Origin of the sequence: Algibacter sp. TI.3.09 (assembly GCF_038154905.1) — a bacterium.
Classification (GTDB): domain Bacteria; phylum Bacteroidota; class Bacteroidia; order Flavobacteriales; family Flavobacteriaceae; genus Algibacter.
This window is the reverse complement of sequence record NZ_JBAKAN010000002.1, coordinates 890,710-910,299: the sequence shown is the minus strand read 5'-3', so window position 1 is coordinate 910,299 and position 19,590 is coordinate 890,710. Positions and strand designations below refer to the sequence as shown.

The following is a 19,590-nucleotide window of genomic DNA, read 5'->3' as shown; positions in this document are numbered from 1 at the left end:
TATTTTATTTTAAGTTTTTATAAATAGTGTTATACTCTTTTATTTTAGCTTCTAAATCTTCAAAACGGCCTTGCCACTTCTCTTCATCACTAGGCGATAGCTTACCTTTTTCTTTTAGTTTATTATACTTCTCTTTTTTACCCTCTAGTTTTTCTTTAGCCTTTAAAAAATCGTCTCGAGCATCTTCTATTGCTTCTTGTTTTTCCTCTAATTGTTTTTGACTTTCCTCTAAGGCTTCTTGTTTTTCCTTAGCTTTCTCTATGGTTTTCTCAACTTTTTCCTGCTCCTTTTCTAGCTTTTCTTTTTCATCTTCAGCAAGACGCTCGGCTTCCAGGCGCTTATTTAAAACGGCCTTAATGTCTTTCTTCTCGTTTTCGGACAACAGCTCTGTAATATCTTTACCTTTACTATAAAAGTTATCGTTTTTCACTTTATACACAGCACCTTCTTCCATTATAACACGCTCTCCACTTCCGCAAGACATGCATAAACCAATTAATGCTATGGGTAATATTTTTATCATCTTCATATTCTTTATCTTTTTTTAAGATTCACTATTTATTTAGACACAAAATTAAGGGTTAGTCACTAGCTTAACACGCTTTTAACAAAGGCCTAAGTTCGCAACCTCTTCAAATTAACGTAAAACTAAGTTAAACAACGTATTAGCCATTTAATTGAAAAACGCGTATGTTAAAATTAGAGCTGAAAAATGACACAATAATCAAAGAGTGGCGATTATTTTTTCTTCAGAACACCTTAAAAAAAGCTCTTAATTATACAATTTCCATTTTCTTCAATAGAAAAGATGCATTCATGTTTTTACAAACTCCGGTTTTAAGAGTGTAATCAAAATGAAGTTCATCATTAATAATTTCGGCATCGAAGTAATAGTTTTTTACTTGCGGTAGTTCTTTTTCAATTTCGCACAAACTTAAATCGTGCGTTGCAATAATTCCTGTAGCCTTAGAAGCCACTAATTTTTCAACAAACTTACGAGAACCAATAGCCTTATCGGTACTATTTGTCCCTTTTAAAATTTCATCTAGAATAATAAAATAAGGTTCTTTTTGAATAGCATCTACAATGTATTTTAATCGTGTTAACTCAGAAAAGAAGTACGAGCTATCATCGGTTAACGAATCTGTGGTTCTCATACTTGTAATCAATTTTACAGGCGAATATTCACTCGTTTCAGCACAAATAGGCAAACCAACATTGGCCATAACAATATGCAGAGACATAGTACGTAAAAAGGTGCTTTTTCCTGCCATATTTGCCCCAGTAACAATAAAGAACTCCTCGTTACCCATAGAGACATTACTATCTACACGCTTAGACTCGTTTAACAAAGGATGCCCTAAATTTGTAGCTTTTATAACCGAACCGTTGTTTACTATTTTAGGAAACACAAAATCAGGATGATTAAAATTAAAACCACCTAAGGAGTTATACGCATCGAAAAAAGAAACCACCTCAAACCAATCTTCAACTTTATCAGCATATTGATTAATCCATTTTTCAATACGGTAGCTATTTTTAATATCCGACAAGAACAAGCCGTTACCAAATATAGCCGAGATAATATTATTGCGATTATCTAATGCATCCAAACCTTTGGATAACTCTTTAAAAATAAGTGACGCCTTTTTATGTTCCGATTGAATTTTTTCTTGTTTCTTCTGAAGCAATTCCGAAGTAAAATTTTCATTTTCAATTAAATTTAACAATAAAGCATACTGACGAAATGTATCTTTAACCTGATCGGCTCCTGTTGAAAGTTGATTGATACGCTTGACATAAACACCAGAAAAACCTAAGCCAATAAGCAACCAATAGCCAACAATTTCAGAGTTAATTAAATTCAAAATAGTTAATCCAAATAATGCTACCGAAATAACAGTAAACCCTATTGGTAACCATTGCATCATTTTTGGCAAAAAGGTTTTATAGTTTTTTAACCATGTTACAATTTGCTTTGCAGACGTTTCTGTTTCAATCAAACTCGAATTAGCATCATAATGCTGCCTCCATTCGGGCTTACTACTTAATTCTTCAATGGCTTTTTGTCGTGAAACAATGTTTTCAGTATTGTTCGCTTTTAGTAAATCTGCCAATCGTTCTTGTCCTTCAGTAATCGTTGTTCTATTTATAAATTGAAAAAATGAACCTCTACCAAATAAATCAATATCTAAACTATAAAAATGATTTGGGTCTTGAAATTTAAGTCCTTGATCGCGATCATGAAAATTACCCGAAGCAATTTTAATCTCCTCTTCATTTATAACAACCAGTGCTTTTTTAAACTGACGTTCACGTTTAATATCGTTATATTTTGATAATAAAAACAGAAAACCTGCAATACCCAAAACACCAATACCTAAAGCAATTTGCCAGTTTTGAAAAGTGAAGTATATACCAAAGCCTGTAGCAACAAAAACCAACAACCTTAGCATGCTTAAGGTTATCATTTGCTTATGCAACTTTTGTGCTTCTGCAGTGTATGTTGCTTGATGTTCTTGGTAATAATCTATAGGTGCACTCATTTTGTTTATTTGAAATGGTAAAGAAACGAAAAAGCTCTGAAATCTGTTTTTCAGAGCTTTGTTTTTAACTAAGTTTTACATTGAATTTAACATGGCTTAGAATGTTAAACTTCAAAAGGTATTTATTTATAATGCTTAATCTCTAGACATAAAAATACGTAACACATACCAAAACAGCAGCATTAGCGAAGCAAACAAGCCTAAAGCAGCAGGAATATAATCTTCAACACCATATTTATTTACCAAATTTGATGTTTGATATAAAATAGAACCAGCAGCTAAAAGACACATACCAACCGAGAACCAAAGCCCTAAATTGAAACCAAAAATACTTCCAGCGATAATTAACCCAATAGCAATAAAAAAGCCAACGGTTAATCCTGCTTTTAAGAATGAAAAATCTTTTTTAGTGACAAAAACAATAGCCGATAACCCGCTAAATAAAGCCAATGTAACAATACCGGCTTGTTTTAAAATATCTGGCCCTGTTTCCATGGCATAAGCTGCAATGTAAATAAGTGGTACAAAAATAAAAGCTTCGGCTAAAATGTAAAGTCCGTAAGCTAAATATTGTTTGTTTTTGTCTGGCGTTTTAAGTGCCATACCTTCGGCATAGTTTGTAATAAACATAAAACCACCAAGCATAATAAGCCAACGCCAACCTTGCGTCATGGATAAAGCGAACTCTACAACTGTATCACTTTGTAATAATAGGTATTCAAAAAGAATAAATACCAAAACACCACCCGCAACATGCGAATATGTTTTTTTATAAAAAGCCACTCTATCAACTTCAGATAGTTGACTTACCATAAGCTTACCATTAAATGTTTGATTCATAATTTGGGATTTAATTGATTTTTAAATTATTAATAGGTATTAATTTCTAGAGCCACCAAATACTTGAAAAGCCCAATATACTAAAGATGCTAAAGAACCAATTGCAGCAACTAAATATGTTCTAGCCGCCCATTTTAAGGCATCTTCCGATCCTGCATATTCTTCTTGAGACAACATGTTTTTATTTTTCAACCATGCCAAAGCACGGTTACTAGCATCGTATTCTACCGGTAAAGTTACAAAACTGAATAGAGTTGCAAAACCCATCATCACTAATCCGGCAACAGCTACCCAGTATCCAAAACCTAAACCTGCAGCGGCACCTAACATTAAACCACCAATAACAACCCATTGTGACATATTTGACGTTACACTAACAACAGGCACTAATTTAGACCGCAACCCTAACCATTGATACGCTTGCGCATGTTGCACGGCATGACCACACTCGTGTGCTGCCACAGCCGCAGCTGCTGCGTTTCTTTGATTATAAACAGACTCACTTAAGTTTACTGTTTTATTTGTTGGGTTATAGTGGTCGGTTAATTGCCCAGGTGTAGAAATAACCTCAACATCGGTAATACCGTTATCTGCTAACATTTTTGTAGCAATTTCGGCGCCACTCATGCCATTTCTCAGTTGTATTTTAGAGTATTTGGCAAACTTTTTCTTTAAGGTACTACTCGCAATCCAACTTAAAAGCGCTATGGCACCTAATAATATATAATATCCAATCATTTTGTTTAGTTTTTAATTTCTAATGTAAATATATCAAAAATAAAGCCAATTGCATATTGTGCTAGTTTGTCAGTTAATTTTTAGATGCATAGCGCTTTATAAAAAAATGGTTAACTTCGTTTAACCCCACATATTAATTAATGAAACGATTTAATATCGCGACATTCTGATTCTAAATAATGAAAATACTACTAACAGGTTCCACAGGTTATATTGGCAAACGTTTAATTCCGGTTTTAGTTGAAGCCGGACACGAAGTGATTTGCTGCGTGCGAGACCCCAAACGGTTTAATCCGCCAGAATCTTTAGCGAAAAGCATTACGGTGCTTCAATTAGACCTTTTAGATCAGGCTTCTTTAGAACATATTCCAAAAGATATTGATGGTGCTTATTATTTGGTACACTCCATGTCTTCGGATGGTGATTATAAATCTTTAGAAGAAACATCTGCCAAAAACTTTAGGAACGCTCTAAAAAACACCAACGTAAATCATGTGGTTTACTTAAGTGGTATTGTTAACGAAACCGAACTCTCTAAACATTTAAGCTCAAGAAAAAATGTAGAAATAGAACTAGCGAAAGGCGATTACAACTTTACAGCTTTACGCGCCGGAATTATTATTGGCTCCGGAAGTGCTTCTTTTGAAATTATTAGGGATTTAGTTGAAAAACTCCCGATTATGATTACACCAAGATGGTTAAACACCAAATGCCAACCTATCGGCATTTCCGATGTTATGGCTTTTCTTTCTAAATCGATGTTTAACCCCGAAACTTATAATGAGAATTTTGATATTGGAGGTCCTGATGTTTTAACCTATAAAGAGATGCTTTTAAATTTTGGTAAAGCCAGAAACTTAAAACGTAGAATTTATACGGTTCCGGTAATGACACCCAAACTATCATCGTACTGGCTTTATTTTGTAACCTCAACATCGTACAAATTAGCATCGTCTCTAGTACATAGCATGAAGGTTGAAGTAGTTTGCCGTGATAACAGAATAAACACCATTTTAGGCATTACACCTTTAAGTTATGAAGAAGCCTTAAAACGCGCTTTTAGTAAAATTGAAAATAACGAAATTCTGTCGAGTTGGAAAGATGCTTACTCCAGTAGCGGATTAAACTTTAATATATCCGAATTTATACAAGTCCCCTCTTTTGGTTGTTTTAAAGATAGTAGAACGAAAGCTATTGAAAACCGCGAAGCTTCTATAAACAAAATTTGGGCTATTGGCGGAAACACCGGTTGGTATTACGGCACATGGCTTTGGAAAATTAGAGGCTACATGGACAAGCTTTTTGGCGGTGTTGGCTTGAGGCGCGGACGCACCAATCCGGCAACCATTAATGTTGGTGATTCTATTGATTTTTGGCGTGTATTGTATGCCGATAAAGAAGAAGGACGTTTACTTTTATTTGCTGAAATGAAACTTCCGGGTGAAGCTTGGTTGGAGTTTAAAGTGGTTGACAATAAACTAACTCAAACCGCAACTTTTAGACCGCTTGGTTTAGCCGGCAGGCTGTATTGGTATTCGGTATTACCTTTCCATGGTTTTATTTTTAAAGGTATGCTGAAGGCTTTAGCAGAATAACACACCCCAAACCCCTACTCAATAAAAGAAATTATTTTTATAACATGAACTTAGAGGATATAAAAAGAAATTACGAAAATTTTGATGATGAAAAGTTAATTGAAATAGCTACTAAAGACATCCAATCTTTAAGAAAAGAAGTAATACCAATATTAGAGGCTGAATTACTTAAAAGAAATATTTCATTAGCAGATGCACAAGAAAAAACAAACGTAAAATCTAATACTGAACCCAACACCAAAAAGAAAAAGGAAGACAAAATTTTCACAAAGGAGAATATTGCATTCATGAATTCTTTTGAAATACCTCATATTTTAAAAAACGGAAAAGCATATTACGTTAAAGGAGATATTACTACAATTTTTTCGATTTTACTGGCAGTACTTCTTGTTCTGTTTTTATTTAAATCGCAATTTGGTGGTGGTGTTAAATTAATACTATGGACAATAATTGCATCTATTTTAATAAAGCTTATACTTAAGAAAATGAACTTTGGAAAAATAGCCGAAGTACACCCAACCAAAATTATTTTACCTAAATACCCTACCGTTAATTTTGGAATGTTTAGAATAATGATCCTGATTAGAATAGCTTCGAACCAGTTAGGAATGTTGGAGTTTAATTATAGAGATATTTCTAGAGTGTACCAGAAAGACACATTTACTAACAAAGGGTATTATTTGGATATCGTTAATAGTACATCTAGAGAAACTGAAAGTCACAGAGTTTTTCTTGAGGTCCTTTCTGAAAATGATAGAAACCAAATACTAGAAATTATAAAACAGAAGTCTGATAACGTAGCCTAAACCACTTGTTTTCTAATAAAAAACCAACCACAGCCGAAAGCTCGCGTTAGGGATAGAACGGCCTGTTTGAGCTCCCCGACCTTTTGGAAGGGAGCGAGTAGTGATAGCCCGACCCTTTTCGGGTAACGCCCAAATGATTATTTAAAACAAAAAAAATCTGGTTCTAGACATAATGCCTAAAACCAGATTTAATATATAGTTTGTGTGTTTTAAGAAACTAAGCTGTTTCTAAAGACATATCGAAAGCTTCGGCTATTTCTTTGTACACAATTTTTCCTTTTATAATATTTAAACCTCTTGCTAGTGGCGCGCTGTTTTGACAAGCTTGCTCCCAACCTTCGTTTGCTAATTTAATAACGTATGGTAAGGTTACGTTAGTTAAACCCATTGTAGATGTATATGGTACAGCACCCGGCATATTTGCTACGGTGTAATGTACAACCTCGTCTATAATGTATGTTGGATCTTGATGCGTTGTTGGGTGTGTAGTTTCAAAACATCCGCCTTGATCTACAGCAACATCTACCATAACGGTACCTGGGCGCATTTCTTTTAACATATCGCGTGTTATTAATTTTGGCGCTTTTGCTCCTTTTAATAATACTCCACCAATAATTAAATCGGCATCTACAATATGTTTACGTATGTTATATTCACTAGAAAACTCACTAATTACATTGTTTGGCATAGAATCACTTACATAACGTAAAGCCTTCATGTTAATATCCATAATAGTAACTTGTGCGCCTAAACCTGATGCCATTTTTGCAGCTTGGTAACCTACAATACCAGCACCTAGAATAAGTACTTTTGCTGGAGGAACTCCTGGAATACCACCTAATAAAATACCACGACCTTTAATTGGCTTCTCTAAGAATTTTGCACCTTGTTGTACAGACATACGACCTGCAACCTCAGACATTGGAATTAAAAGCGGTAAAGATCCGTCGTTATCTTCTACGGTTTCGTAAGCGATACAGATAGATTTACTCTTAATCATAGCCATAGTTAATGGCTCGCTAGATGCAAAGTGGAAATAGGTAAATACCACTTGGTCTTCCCTAATTAATTCGTACTCTGCCTCGATAGGTTCTTTTACCTTCACTATCATGTCTGCAATTTCGTAAACAGCTTCTATGCTGTCTAAAATAGTTGCTCCTGCCTCTATATATTCTTCATCAAGAAAACCACTATTAAAACCTGCGTTTGTTTGTACGTAAACCTCATGGTTTCTTTTGGTTAATTCGAAAACTCCAGAAGGTATCATACCTACTCTATTTTCGCTATTTTTTATCTCAATAGGAACTCCAATTTTCATGTATTAAGCTTTTTTATAGATTTAAATCGAAACAAAATTAATACAAAAATTTGAACATTATAACCAATATTGCGATTTTGTTAATTTATTTTCACCTAAAACCCAATATCACCAAACAATCTATAATTCACATCAATTTAATAGGAAAACGCTTTTTTGGTTAAAACAGCTCGAAAAACACGGGTTTTTAATTGGTATTGATAAAAAACCACTTGTTTTTATGAAAATATAGGAATTTTTCGAGGTTTTTAAAAGTGTAATTTACAGCTATTTTTGACCTATTTTTGTTATGATTTTTTTCTGTGTTTTATTTTAAGAACTAAAATCATTAAACAAAGTACCGAGGTAATTATATTAGCGATAACCATCGACAAGCTTTTTAAGTAAAACCCGTAAACCAACCAAAGCAATACACCAACAAACATGGCTAAAAACATGGTTAATGATACACCTTCTACATCTTTAGTTTTATAGGCTTTATAGACCTGCGGAACAAACGATGTTGTAGTTAAAGTGGCTGCAACCAAACCTACTATTTCCATGGGTTGAATTTCGAACATAATTTTATTTGATAATATAAATTGGGGTTAAACTAAAAAAGCCACCTTATAAAATAAGATGGCTTATTTCTATATGTTATTTGGCCTTAACCAACAATGTTTACAATTTTACCTGGCACAACAATAACCTTTTTAGGGGTACGGCCTGCAAGTTGCTCTTGTGTTTTTTCGTGAGCTAAAACAGTTTTTTCTATCTCGTCTTTGCTCATATCCATTGGTAACTCTAAAGTAAAACGCATTTTTCCGTTAAAGGAAATTGGATAGTTTTTACTGCTTTCTACCAAGTGGCTTGCATCGAATTCTGGAAAAGCCGCTGTAGAAATAGATTCGCTATTCCCCAATTGGTTCCATAACTCTTCTGCTATATGTGGCGCGTAAGGAGACAATAAAACTAATAATGGTTCTAAAATATCTTTAGATGTACATTTTTGAGTTGTTAACTCGTTTACAGCAATCATAAACGTTGAAACCGATGTGTTGAATGAAAAATTCTCAATATCTTCTTGAACCTTTTTAATGGTTTTATGAAGTGTTTTTAAAGCATCTTTTGTTGCTGCTTGGTCTGAAACTTTTAATCCGTTATCATCGACATACAATTTCCAAAGTTTTTTAAGGAAGTTGTGTACACCTGTAATCCCAGCGGTATTCCATGGTTTGTATTGCTCTAATGGCCCAAGGAACATTTCGTATAAACGAAGACTGTCTGCACCGTAATCTGAAACAATATCGTCTGGATTTACGACGTTGTATTTCGATTTAGACATTTTTTCTACTTCGCGAGCAACAACATATCCTTCTGTTATTATCTCTTTATCATCAGATAAGACAGCGTTTGTATATTCCTTTCCAAATTCTGAATCATTCTTTAATCCGTTTAAATCCAACTTATCTGAAGAATCAACATACTTAACAGGAACATGAGATCTACTAACGGGAGACATTAAAATTAATTCTTCATTCTCTAGCTTACCTAACAATTCTTTATCTAAATCAGACTTTATCAAATTAATTATAGACTTATTCTCACCAGAAACACATGCTTCTTCATATAATTTCTTTGAAATAAAAACCTTCTTCTTATTAATAATTACATTTCCTCCAGCCTCTTGCTTTTCAACCAGAGAATAAAAGGTATAATAAACAAAAGCACTAGTCCCCAATATCATTCCTTGGTTAATCAGTTTTTTAGCAAACTCATCAACAGGTACAACACCTTTGTCGAATAAGAATTTTTGCCAAAAACGAGAATACAGTAAATGTCCTGTAGCATGCTCGCTTCCTCCAATGTATAAATCCACATCTTTCCAGTAATCCATTGCTTCTTTACTCGCGAATTCTTCGGTGTTTGTAGAATCCATGTAGCGGTTAAAATACCAAGAACTACCCGCCCAACCTGGCATGGTGTTTAATTCTAACGGATGGATGGTTTCATTATCGATTAAATCGTTAGAAACCACTTCATTTTTATTAGTATCCCAAGCCCAAACGGTAGCATTACCTAATGGTGGCTCTCCGGTTTCGGTTGGTAAATATTTTTCTACTTCTGGTAATTTAATAGGTAAATGTGCAGCATCAATCATTTGAGGCATCCCTTTTACATAATACACCGGGAATGGCTCTCCCCAATAACGTTGACGGCTAAATACAGCATCGCGCAAACGGTAATTGGTTTTCCCTTCACCTTGCCCAATTTTCTCTAATTCGAAAATAGCACGTTTGGTTGCTTTTTTATAGTTCATGCCGTTAAGGAAATCACTGTTCCCAATAACGGTTTTTTCTTTATCTGTAAAGGCTGCTTCCGAAATATCGGCACCATCAAAAATATTAATAATTGGAATGTTGAAATGATTCGCGAAAGCGTAATCTCTCTCATCTCCACAAGGTACAGACATTACAGCTCCTGTACCGTAACCCGCTAAAACGTAATCGCCAATCCAAACCGGAATTGGCTCTTTTGTAAACGGATGCTCGGCATACGCACCAGTAAATGCACCAGAAATAGTTTTTACATCGGCCATTCTATCGCGTTCGCTACGTTTGGCAGTTGCTAAAATATAAGCCTCTACCTCTGCTTTTTGCTCTGGCGTTGTTAATTGTGCTACTAGTTCGTGTTCTGGAGCTAGCGTCATGAAACTTACGCCAAAAATAGTATCTGGTCTTGTTGTAAACACATCAATAACGGCATCGCTATCCTTCACATTAAAAGTAACAGAGGCTCCAACCGATTTTCCAATCCAGTTACGTTGGCTTTCTTTTAAAGAATCGGTCCAATCAATAGTATCTAAACCTTGAAGTAAACGTTCTGCATAAGCAGAAATTCGCATACTCCATTGTGTCATTTTTTTACGTAACACAGGATGTCCACCACGTTCAGAAACGCCATTTACTATTTCATCGTTTGCTAAAACGGTTCCTAATGCTGGACACCAGTTTACTTCCGTTTCGGCCAAATAGGTTAATCTATATTGTAGTAATACTTTTTGTTTGTCTTCCGAAGAAAATCCTTGCCAAGCTTCTGCTGTAAAAGGCGCAATGTTATCATCGCAAACGGCATTTACATTCGCATTACCTTCTGTTGCAAAAATGTTTTCTAAAGTAGAAATATCTTCAGCTTTATTAGTATCGTTATTGTACCAAGAGTTGAATAATTGAATAAAAACCCATTGGGTCCACTTGTAATATTGCGGATCTGACGTACGTACCTCACGAGACCAATCGAAAGAAAATCCGATTTGATCCAATTGGCGACGGTATGTTTTAATATTATCAGCCGTAGTAACTGCAGGATGTTGCCCAGTTTGGATCGCGTATTGCTCGGCAGGCAAACCAAAACTATCATACCCTTGCGGATGCAATACATTAAAACCTTGGTGACGTTTGTAACGCGCATAAATATCGGATGCGATATACCCTAACGGATGCCCAACGTGTAAGCCTGCTCCACTTGGGTAAGGAAACATATCTAACACATAATATTTTGGTTTTTCGCTTTGGTTTTCGGCTTTAAAAGTTTGGTTTGTTGCCCAATATTTCTGCCACTTTTCTTCGATTTTATTGAAATCGTATATCATCCTATATCTTGTTTTCGTATTACTATAAGGTCGTTTTTAAAACGGCCATATTCGGCGCAAATTTACGTTTTATAAATCAACTTAAAAATCTTTTATTTTCATAAGTTAAAACCGTTAAAAAACATGCTGTTTTAACGAGATACTTTTACTTTTGCACGCTTAAAACAAGACTCCTTGAACGCGAACATCTACAAGGCCCATTTTGCACTTTTTGGCGCAAATGTTATTTACGGCCTCAATTATATTATTGCCAAAGGCATTATGCCTCATAAAATTAGCCCAACGGCTTTTGTATTTATACGTTTGGCTTGCTGTGTTGTGCTGTTTTGGGCGCTTAAATTTATGTTTGTAAAAGAGAAAGTTGAACGTAAAGATTTATTACGTTTGGCACTTTGTGGTTTACTTGGTGCAGCAGCCAATATGCTGTTTTTCTTTCATGGCATTAATAAAACCTCGCCGATAGATGCCTCTATTATTATGACGGTTACGCCTGTTTTGGTTTTTATTTTTAGTTTTTTCATTTTGAAGGAACGCATGACGAAGAATAAATTTATAGGTACCGTAATTGCTGGTATTGCTGCCATTTTTCTTATTGCCTATGGTAATAAATCGGAAGGCACAAGCTCACTACTCGGTAATTTTTTGGTGTTTTGTAATGCTGCCTCTTACGGCCTTTACTTAGTTGTTGCAAAAACCCTAATGCGAAAATATAATGCCCTAACCGTTATTTGTTGGATGTTTTTGTTTGGTTTACTTTTTGTTACACCGTTTTCTATTCACCCCATTATGGAAACCGATTTTGCAGGTTTTACAACCAACACGTATTTAGTTATTGGTTTTGTGGTATTGTTTACCACGTTCACTACCTATTTGCTTAATTTGTATGCGCTAAACCACGTTATGCCATCGGTAACAAGTAGCTATATTTATTTACAACCCGTAATTAGTTTTGCTATGGTAAGTATTTATGCTTTTGTATTAATGAAAGAGGAATACGCACAAGATATTAACCTGGTTAAAATACTAAGTTGCTTTATGGTTGTTGTTGGCGTTTACATTATTAGCAAACCGCCTAAAAAACTAGCATAATAGTAAAATTGGACCAAGTTGTTTTTAGTAATCTTTGAAATATTTTTAGGTTGAAAAATAACAATTTCAATATGTTTCTGTTTATATAAATGAAGATTGCTTATTCTTTATTATTTTTACAGCATTAATCGACACCCTTTATGAGTTCATCTTTTGAAAAACATCAAAAACGCAGACTAATATCATCGTACTTTTCGGTGGTTTTAAGTATTGCCTTAGTTTTATTTTTACTAGGCCTGTTGGGTATGTTGGTTTTAAATGCTAAAAAAGTATCCGATCATTTTAAGGAACAAGTAGTACTTACTATTTACTTGAAAGATTCGGCTAAAGAGGTTGAAACCAAACAACTTGAAAAGAGTTTGGCTATGGCCGATTATGTAAAATCTACCGAATACGTTTCTAAAGAACAAGCTGCCGAATTTATGAAAGCAGAAAATGGTGAAGATTTTATGGATTTCGTGGGCTATAACCCATTACAGAACTCGATTGATGTACACTTAAAAGCAGACTTTGTAACATCAGAACATCTTGAAAAAATTTCCGCGGAAGCGTTAAACAAAAACTTTGTAGAAGAAGTTACCTACGATAACGACTTGGTAAACTTGATGAATGATAATGTTAAAAAAATCAGTTTTTGGGTTTTAGTTATCAGTGGTATTTTTACACTTATTGCGGTATTATTAATAAACAGTTCCATTCGCTTGGCGGTATATTCTAAACGATTTACAATAAAAACCATGCAAATGGTAGGCGCTACAAAACGTTTTATTCGTCGTCCGTTTGTTTGGAAAAGCGTACGTTTAGGTATTATTGGTGCTATATTAGCTTTAATAGGCATGGCTGTTGTATTGTATTATTTAAACAAAACGTTTGCCGAATTAGAACTACTAAGCAACCCGATTTTAATCGCTATTTTATTTGGCGTTATTTTCGCGCTAGGTATTTTAATAACTTGGATAAGCACACATTTTGCAACACAACGTTTCTTGAATTTAAAAACAGACGAGCTGTATTATTAGGCGAACGAAATTTAAAACAACATTAACAGAAATTCTGAATTAATTCTGTTAATTTGCATGACTTACAAACACTATGGAAAATAAAAAACAAAAAGAAGCAACAAAAGCCACCTTTGTATTTGGCAAGAAAAACTATAAATTCATGTTTATTGGTTTAGCAATTATTGCTCTTGGTTTTATTTTAATGTCTGGTGGTGGCAGTGACGATCCTGCAGTTTTTAATCCAGAAATTTTTAGCTGGAGACGTATCCGTTTGGCACCAATGCTTATTCTTATTGGGTTTGGTTTTCAGGTTTATGCCATTTTATTAAATCCGAATAAAAAGTAAGACGAGTTAGATTAACTTACTCTTATGCAATTTCTTCTTGCGTCGAAATGACTAGCCCTTCGAAAGCAAACACACTTTTATAATTGTTTAGCAAATGTAGTCGCTATTTTTTCTACATAGCCATAGCTATTTTTCATAGCATCATTTAAATTTTTAGAATACTTAATAACGGCATCGGTATATTCTATTCCGAAATCTTTAGCGTTCTCATTTTCTAAATCTATAGATCCACAAAAGGCAGCGACTTTTATTTGTTTCGCTTTCGCGGAAGATAGCACGCCTTGTATTGTTTTTCCAGACATGGTTTGTGTATCTAGCTTGCCTTCTCCTGTAATAATCCAATCGGCATCATGCAATTGCTCATCAAACTGAGCCAAGTCTTTTATAAGCTCAATACCACGCTCTAAAGTACCATTCAAAAACACTTTTGAAGCAATACCCATGCCGCCGGCAGCACCTGCACCTTGAATGCTTTGAACATCTACACCAAAAACAGATTGTAATATTTTAGCAAAAGATTTTAAGCCATCGTCCAATAAAATAACATCGCGCGCCTTGGCTCCTTTTTGAGTTGCATAAATATAAGCCGCACCATCTTCTCCGTACAACGGATTGGTAACATCGCAGGCTATTTTAAAATTAACTTCGCTAATATTAGGATGCACATTGGTAGCATCAATAGACGTAATATTTAATAAATTAAATCCTGTTGGTACAACTTCCTTTCCTTTTTCATCTAAAAAACGATAGCCTAAAGCTGTTGCCATACCAATACCACAATCATTGGTTGCACTACCTCCAATACCTAAAATAATAGTTCTAGCGCCTTTATTTAAAGCATCCAAAATCATATCTCCTGTACCGAGTGTGGTGGCATTTTTACAATCGAAATCTTTACGTTTTAGAAGTTTTAAACCCGAAGCTTCAGCCATTTCAATAAAAGCTGTTTTAGACGCTTCAGCATAGAGATAATTCGCTTTTATATGTTCAAAAAACGGATTACTAACATCCACCTCAACAACCTGTCCATTTAAATAAAAATTAACCACCTCAATAGTACCATCTCCACCGTCGGCAAGTGGCAATTTTAAAATATCAATGCCTGGATTTACAGCATGAATACCAGCCTCAACAGCTTGACAAAACTACATACCGGTTAAAGAATTTTTAAATTTATCGGGTGCGAGTACAATTTTCATAACCTTTACTTTTACTAAAAAGATAGAAGTATAAAAGATACGAAATAATGACCCAACCTGGTATTTCCACTTTTAAAGTTTAAAATTTATAAAAGATTACCCCTTTAGTACCTCAATTTTAATATTTTTGCGCCATGGAAATAATAGATGCAATTATACTCGGTATTATTCAGGGACTTACCGAATTTTTACCCGTTTCGTCAAGTGGACATTTAGAACTAGGAAAGGCCATTTTGGGCGATCATTCGGTTCCAGAAGAAAGTTTACTTTTTACCGTAGTACTTCACTTTGCAACAGCACTAAGTACTATTGTTATTTTTAGAAAAGATATTCTAAGCTTGATAAAAGGCGCTCTAAAATTTGAATGGAACGAAGATTTACAGTTTATTTCTAAAATTGCAGTTTCCATGATTCCAGCGGTTATTGTTGGTTTGTTTTTTGAAAAACAATTAGAATCTCTTTTTGGAGGCAATATTTTACTAGTAGGTTGCATGCTTATTGTAACCGCTATTTTATTATACTTAGCCGATAAAGCTAAAGACACCGACAAAAACGTAACTTTTAAAAACGCATTTATTATTGGTATATCTCAAGCTATTGCCATGTTACCAGGTATTTCACGTTCTGGAGCAACAATTTCCACATCGGTTTTATTAGGAAACGATAAAACAAAAGCGGCTCGTTTTTCATTTTTAATGGTTGTGCCTTTAATTTTTGGAAAAATAGCAAAAGACCTTTTAAGTGGTGATTTAACTTATGATAGCGGAAACTTCACTGCGCTTTCCATTGGTTTTGTAGCTGCATTTGTTGCTGGGTTATTTGCTTGTACTTGGATGATTTCTTTAGTGAAGAAAAGTAAATTATCATATTTTGCTATCTATTGCTTAGCGGTAGGAGTTATTGCTATTATTTACGCTTTATTAAATTAAGATGAAAACTGTTGACGATTACCAAGCGGGAGAAGTACTATTAATTGATAAACCTCTAAACTGGACTTCTTTTCAGGTGGTGAATAAACTACGTTGGGAAATACGTCAAGCTTTCAACATAAAAAAAATAAAAGTTGGTCATGCCGGCACTTTAGATCCTTTGGCCACAGGTTTATTGGTGATTTGCACCGGAAAGATGACTAAACAAATTGACACCTTTCAAGGTCAAATAAAAGAATACACAGGTACATTTGTTTTAGGTGGCACTACGCCATCTTACGATTTAGAAACCGAGATAAACGAAACCTTTGAAACCACACATATTACCGAAGATTTAATACACAGTACTACTGCACAATTTACAGGTGATATTGAGCAATTCCCTCCTATATTTTCAGCATTAAAAAAAGACGGAAAACGCCTATACGAGTACGCTCGTGCAGGAGAAACGGTTGAAATTAAATCGAGAAAAGTGCAAGTTTCTGAATTTGAAATTACAAAAATTGATGGTTTAAATATTGATTTCAGAATTGTTTGCAGCAAAGGAACTTATATACGCTCTCTGGCTCACGACTTTGGAAAAGCATTGCAATCTGGCGCTCATTTATCGGCATTGCGCAGAACCAAAATTGGTGACTTCAATGTTGCAAAGGGAGAATCTATCGAAGACTTCATTGCATCCTTAAAAGTCTAGTATCAATACTTTTGCGTATATTTATTAAACATTTGCTATTAAACCCATCGATTTGAACCTAACAGATCAACATAAAGCCCTACTTATTACGCTCCTAATTTCAGGAACCGTAGTGCTTACTATATTCAATATGGGCCTTAAACTACAGAATGAATTAGCTGCCGAAAGTTACTACGAACTAGAACCCGAAAAAGAACTTACTATAGAAGACGTTAAAACACTTGAAGCGCTCGAAAAGCTTAATAAAACTAAAGCAGAGACTAATTCCGCCTTTAATGAAACGCAAAAGAGCAAACATTTTGCGCAAGCTTATACAACGGTTGCACCACCCGAAGATTATGTACCGCAAAGCCAAAGTAACGAGGAAAGTGCTGATGAATCATACATTAAAAAATATGAAGCTATAGACTCTAAACTTGATAAAGACCAGCTATCATCTTTCAATAAAGTAAACGACTTACTTAAAAAACAAAAAGACGAAGCTAATAACTCAAAAAGCACCATAAGTTTTTCACTTTCTAATCGCGAAAAAATCTACATCCCTATTCCTGTTTATCTATGTGAAGTTGATGGTAAGGTAGTTGTAAATATTAAAGTAAATTCTAGCGGAAATGTTACCGATGCATATTTAAACAGATCGTCCAACTCATCGAACGATTGTTTAATCAAACATGCCTTGGAATACGCTAAAAAATCGAGATTTAGTAGCGATGGTTCCAAGGCATCTCAAATTGGAAGTATTACTTTTAATTTCGTAGGGAAGCATTAAGCAACAGTAATTGAGCTTACTTCCGTAAGTATTTTAGCGACATCCTTAATAATATTTTGTCCTTTATCTTTATTATACCAGTGTTGTAAATCTTCTTTAAACTCTGGTGTTAAGCCACCATTTTCAGCTTTAAATCTATTCACTAAATTAGTTGCTTCACTTGGTCTTGGTCCAAAGGTGTTTAAAACTTCACCTGTAGCATCATCAATCATGATAACTTTAGGAATAGCACGTCCACCATTAGTTAAAAACGCATCGATAAGCTCTGGATTTTCATCACGAAGCACCACTTTCATATCAATATTATCATTCAACTCTGCCATTTTATTAATAGCAGGTAAAACATGGGCAGCATCGCCACACCAACTTTCGGTAATAACTAACCAAGTCGATTTTTTATCAAAAGCTTCTATTTGTTTTCTATCGTCTTCAGTAATTTTTATCGTTTTGTCCCAACGTTTCATACGCTTATCATTAAGCCTTGTATAGTTAGCCAAATCTTCATTTTGCACAGGGCCTGTACTTGCATTTTCTTCTACCAGGTTTTTAACCAAATCTCTGTAAGCTTGGTAAGTTACACTGTTTTTTAATCCGGAATTTATAATTGAGTTACTCATAATATTCTTTTTTAACTTATACAAAATTAGTATCTTGTACCTTGATTTATGCTGACTTTTGTCATGTTTTAATTACAAAACTTACACTATTTTAAATAGGTTTAAAATTTTAAGGATGCGGATAAGGCAGAATGATGAAAAACTTAAACCTTTAAAATTACAATAATAATGACAAAACACCGATGCGGATGGTGCGAGGGCGATGCTTTATATGAATCTTACCACGACGAAGAATGGGGTGTTCCCGTTTATGATGATGCTACACTTTTTGAATTTTTAATTTTAGAAACTTTCCAAGCAGGATTAAGTTGGATTACCATATTACGAAAAAGAGAAAACTTCAGGAAAGCTTTTGATAATTTCGACTATAAAAAAATTGCAACATACAGTCAAGATAAAATGGACGATTTACTTTTAGATGCTGGCATAATTCGTAATAAATTAAAAGTTAAAGCTACCGTTACAAATGCTCAAGCCTTTTTAAAAATTCAGGAAGAATTTGGGAGTTTTAGTAAATACATTTGGGAATTTGTAGATGGTAAACCTATTAAAAACAGTATTGATATTTACAAAAATGCACCACCAAACACACCACTTAGTGATGCCTTAAGTAAAGATTTAAAAAAGCGTGGTTTTAAATTTGTGGGTAGTACGGTTGTTTATGCACATATGCAGGCTACAGGAATGGTTAACGACCACGAAACAAAATGTTTTAGGTACTCGGAAGTTTAATTTTAAACATCGTTTTTATTATTTTTATTAAGAAAAGAATCTCCAAATTTTAAGCATGCCCCATATTAAAACACTCCTCCTTTTAACTTTCATATTTATAAATTTTGAAGCTTTTTCTCAAGAACATTTTAGCGCTTTAGGAGAAACAAGTTTTGGCTTAAATAAAAAGGTTTCCGATACTTACGGAATCAATTTTACGCTAAGATCTCGATATTTTCTTTATAAAGAGGAACAATTAAAATACAACCAACAACAAGTCGACCTCTATCACTTTTCAAAATTAAGACTAGATAAACGTCACGATTTAAGTTTAGGTATTTACTACAGAACAAGAAACCCCTTTGATAGTGGTAGCAACGAGTTACGCTTTACTCAGCAATTCACTTACAAAAAGAAAAAGCCCAATATGCGGTTTAGTCATAGACTTAGAGCCGAACAACGCTTTTTTAAAAATAAAACTATTTTTAGAGAACGCTATCGCTTTTCGTTAAACCTACCCATAAATAATGATACTTATTTTATTGGAGCACTAGAAGGTTTATTAAGTTTAACTAAACAAACAACTTTGGAATTAGACGAACGCTCTACAGCCCAACTTGGTTGGCTACTAAGTGATACTTTAAAACTACAAGCAGGTTTAGAGCATCGATTGGAAACTTTTAATATAGAACCTCAACACTACGTTTTTGTTTTAACAACAGCTGTTATAAACATTTAGAATACAGCATATCGAGTTTGAG

The 19,590-nt window shown here is 34.3% G+C and carries 18 protein-coding genes and 1 pseudogene; 10 read left to right on the top strand and 9 right to left on the bottom strand.

Going from position 1 to position 19,590, the window contains the following annotated elements:
* Window positions 1–4: 4 nt before the first annotated feature.
* The 4 genes from V6246_RS11565 to V6246_RS11550 form a co-directional block, all read right to left on the bottom strand.
* Window positions 5–523, bottom strand: coding sequence for a hypothetical protein (locus V6246_RS11565; protein WP_341560656.1), 519 nt, complete (start codon window positions 521–523; stop codon window positions 5–7).
* A 253-nt stretch (window positions 524–776) separates the two neighbouring features.
* Complete coding sequence (locus V6246_RS11560; RefSeq protein ID WP_341560655.1) at window positions 777–2,546, bottom strand: MutS-related protein; 1,770 nt, start codon at window positions 2,544–2,546, stop codon at window positions 777–779.
* A gap of 135 nt (window positions 2,547–2,681) precedes the next feature.
* Window positions 2,682–3,386 (bottom strand): Bax inhibitor-1/YccA family protein, encoded by a 705-nt coding sequence (locus tag V6246_RS11555; protein ID WP_304405000.1) that lies wholly within the window; start codon window positions 3,384–3,386, stop codon window positions 2,682–2,684.
* A gap of 39 nt (window positions 3,387–3,425) precedes the next feature.
* Window positions 3,426–4,124 (bottom strand): zinc metallopeptidase, encoded by a 699-nt coding sequence (locus V6246_RS11550; protein WP_159019037.1) that lies wholly within the window; start codon window positions 4,122–4,124, stop codon window positions 3,426–3,428.
* 179 nt (window positions 4,125–4,303) lie between these two features.
* Here V6246_RS11550 and V6246_RS11545 point away from each other — a divergent pair, with 179 nt between their 5' ends.
* Together V6246_RS11545 and V6246_RS11540 are read left to right on the top strand one after the other, a co-directional pair.
* Window positions 4,304–5,719 (top strand): SDR family oxidoreductase, encoded by a 1,416-nt coding sequence (locus tag V6246_RS11545; RefSeq protein ID WP_341560654.1) that lies wholly within the window; start codon window positions 4,304–4,306, stop codon window positions 5,717–5,719.
* Window positions 5,720–5,763: 44 nt separating this feature from the next.
* The gene (locus tag V6246_RS11540; RefSeq protein WP_341560653.1) at window positions 5,764–6,525 is read left to right on the top strand and encodes a hypothetical protein; all 762 of its coding nucleotides are present in this window, start codon (window positions 5,764–5,766) and stop codon (window positions 6,523–6,525) included.
* Between the two features lie 217 nt (window positions 6,526–6,742).
* Here V6246_RS11540 and ald read toward each other — a convergent pair whose 3' ends face one another.
* From ald to V6246_RS11525, 3 genes are all read right to left on the bottom strand, one after another.
* Window positions 6,743–7,843 carry an alanine dehydrogenase gene (gene ald / locus V6246_RS11535; protein ID WP_159019034.1) on the bottom strand — a complete coding sequence of 367 codons (1,101 nt, stop codon included), beginning with the start codon at window positions 7,841–7,843 and terminating at the stop codon, window positions 6,743–6,745.
* Window positions 7,844–8,130: 287 nt separating this feature from the next.
* Window positions 8,131–8,403: a SemiSWEET family sugar transporter gene (locus V6246_RS11530; protein ID WP_341560652.1), complete on the bottom strand. Its 273-nt coding sequence runs from the start codon at window positions 8,401–8,403 to the stop codon at window positions 8,131–8,133.
* Between the two features lie 86 nt (window positions 8,404–8,489).
* The gene (locus V6246_RS11525; RefSeq protein WP_341560651.1) at window positions 8,490–11,474 is read right to left on the bottom strand and encodes a leucine--tRNA ligase; all 2,985 of its coding nucleotides are present in this window, start codon (window positions 11,472–11,474) and stop codon (window positions 8,490–8,492) included.
* Between the two features lie 174 nt (window positions 11,475–11,648).
* Here V6246_RS11525 and V6246_RS11520 point away from each other — a divergent pair, with 174 nt between their 5' ends.
* From V6246_RS11520 to V6246_RS11510, 3 genes are all read left to right on the top strand, one after another.
* The gene (locus V6246_RS11520) at window positions 11,649–12,563 is read left to right on the top strand and encodes a DMT family transporter (RefSeq protein ID WP_341560650.1); all 915 of its coding nucleotides are present in this window, start codon (window positions 11,649–11,651) and stop codon (window positions 12,561–12,563) included.
* Between the two features lie 140 nt (window positions 12,564–12,703).
* Complete coding sequence (locus V6246_RS11515) at window positions 12,704–13,582, top strand: cell division protein FtsX (protein ID WP_341560649.1); 879 nt, start codon at window positions 12,704–12,706, stop codon at window positions 13,580–13,582.
* Window positions 13,583–13,655: 73 nt separating this feature from the next.
* On the top strand, window positions 13,656–13,910 hold the full coding sequence (locus V6246_RS11510; RefSeq protein ID WP_042497616.1) for a DUF3098 domain-containing protein: 255 nt from the start codon (window positions 13,656–13,658) through the stop codon (window positions 13,908–13,910).
* A gap of 77 nt (window positions 13,911–13,987) precedes the next feature.
* On the opposite strand, the pseudogene V6246_RS11505 reads toward V6246_RS11510, so the two are convergent.
* Window positions 13,988–15,040 (bottom strand): annotated as a pseudogene (locus tag V6246_RS11505) (glycerate kinase); the annotation flags it as partial.
* A 203-nt stretch (window positions 15,041–15,243) separates the two neighbouring features.
* On the opposite strand from V6246_RS11505, the gene uppP reads away from it, so the two are divergent.
* The 3 genes from uppP to V6246_RS11490 are packed head-to-tail and all read left to right on the top strand — an operon-like array spanning window position 15,244 to window position 17,501.
* Complete coding sequence (gene uppP, locus V6246_RS11500; protein WP_341560648.1) at window positions 15,244–16,038, top strand: undecaprenyl-diphosphatase UppP; 795 nt, start codon at window positions 15,244–15,246, stop codon at window positions 16,036–16,038.
* 1 nt (window position 16,039) lies between these two features.
* On the top strand, window positions 16,040–16,732 hold the full coding sequence (gene truB, locus V6246_RS11495) for a tRNA pseudouridine(55) synthase TruB (protein WP_341560647.1): 693 nt from the start codon (window positions 16,040–16,042) through the stop codon (window positions 16,730–16,732).
* Between the two features lie 52 nt (window positions 16,733–16,784).
* On the top strand, window positions 16,785–17,501 hold the full coding sequence (locus V6246_RS11490) for a hypothetical protein (protein WP_341560646.1): 717 nt from the start codon (window positions 16,785–16,787) through the stop codon (window positions 17,499–17,501).
* On the opposite strand, the gene V6246_RS11485 is transcribed toward V6246_RS11490, so the two are convergent.
* Window positions 17,498–18,118 carry a thioredoxin family protein gene (locus tag V6246_RS11485; protein ID WP_341560645.1) on the bottom strand — a complete coding sequence of 207 codons (621 nt, stop codon included), beginning with the start codon at window positions 18,116–18,118 and terminating at the stop codon, window positions 17,498–17,500. The genes V6246_RS11490 and V6246_RS11485 overlap by 4 nt on opposite strands.
* Window positions 18,119–18,286: 168 nt before the next feature.
* Here V6246_RS11485 and V6246_RS11480 point away from each other — a divergent pair, with 168 nt between their 5' ends.
* Together V6246_RS11480 and V6246_RS11475 are read left to right on the top strand one after the other, a co-directional pair.
* A complete protein-coding gene (locus V6246_RS11480) occupies window positions 18,287–18,850 on the top strand; it encodes a DNA-3-methyladenine glycosylase I (protein WP_341560644.1) in 564 nt (187 codons plus the stop codon).
* Window positions 18,851–18,905: 55 nt separating this feature from the next.
* Window positions 18,906–19,568, top strand: a complete 663-nt coding sequence (locus tag V6246_RS11475) for a DUF2490 domain-containing protein (protein ID WP_341560643.1) — start codon at window positions 18,906–18,908, stop codon at window positions 19,566–19,568.
* The last annotated feature ends 22 nt before the right edge of the window (window positions 19,569–19,590 follow it).

What these genes read in the sequence shown, in the direction of transcription:
- V6246_RS11565 (WP_341560656.1), bottom strand. Translation starts at nt 523, where the DNA reads ATGATAAAAATATTACCCATAGCATTAATTGGTTTATGCATGTCTTGC.
- V6246_RS11560 (WP_341560655.1), bottom strand. Translation starts at nt 2,546, where the DNA reads ATGAGTGCACCTATAGATTATTACCAAGAACATCAAGCAACATACACT.
- V6246_RS11555 (WP_304405000.1), bottom strand. Translation starts at nt 3,386, where the DNA reads ATGAATCAAACATTTAATGGTAAGCTTATGGTAAGTCAACTATCTGAA.
- V6246_RS11550 (WP_159019037.1), bottom strand. Translation starts at nt 4,124, where the DNA reads ATGATTGGATATTATATATTATTAGGTGCCATAGCGCTTTTAAGTTGG.
- V6246_RS11545 (WP_341560654.1), top strand. Translation starts at nt 4,304, where the DNA reads ATGAAAATACTACTAACAGGTTCCACAGGTTATATTGGCAAACGTTTA.
- V6246_RS11540 (WP_341560653.1), top strand. Translation starts at nt 5,764, where the DNA reads ATGAACTTAGAGGATATAAAAAGAAATTACGAAAATTTTGATGATGAA.
- ald (WP_159019034.1), bottom strand. Translation starts at nt 7,843, where the DNA reads ATGAAAATTGGAGTTCCTATTGAGATAAAAAATAGCGAAAATAGAGTA.
- V6246_RS11530 (WP_341560652.1), bottom strand. Translation starts at nt 8,403, where the DNA reads ATGTTCGAAATTCAACCCATGGAAATAGTAGGTTTGGTTGCAGCCACT.
- V6246_RS11525 (WP_341560651.1), bottom strand. Translation starts at nt 11,474, where the DNA reads ATGATATACGATTTCAATAAAATCGAAGAAAAGTGGCAGAAATATTGG.
- V6246_RS11515 (WP_341560649.1), top strand. Translation starts at nt 12,704, where the DNA reads ATGAGTTCATCTTTTGAAAAACATCAAAAACGCAGACTAATATCATCG.
- V6246_RS11510 (WP_042497616.1), top strand. Translation starts at nt 13,656, where the DNA reads ATGGAAAATAAAAAACAAAAAGAAGCAACAAAAGCCACCTTTGTATTT.
- uppP (WP_341560648.1), top strand. Translation starts at nt 15,244, where the DNA reads ATGGAAATAATAGATGCAATTATACTCGGTATTATTCAGGGACTTACC.
- truB (WP_341560647.1), top strand. Translation starts at nt 16,040, where the DNA reads ATGAAAACTGTTGACGATTACCAAGCGGGAGAAGTACTATTAATTGAT.
- V6246_RS11485 (WP_341560645.1), bottom strand. Translation starts at nt 18,118, where the DNA reads ATGAGTAACTCAATTATAAATTCCGGATTAAAAAACAGTGTAACTTAC.
- V6246_RS11480 (WP_341560644.1), top strand. Translation starts at nt 18,287, where the DNA reads ATGACAAAACACCGATGCGGATGGTGCGAGGGCGATGCTTTATATGAA.
- V6246_RS11475 (WP_341560643.1), top strand. Translation starts at nt 18,906, where the DNA reads ATGCCCCATATTAAAACACTCCTCCTTTTAACTTTCATATTTATAAAT.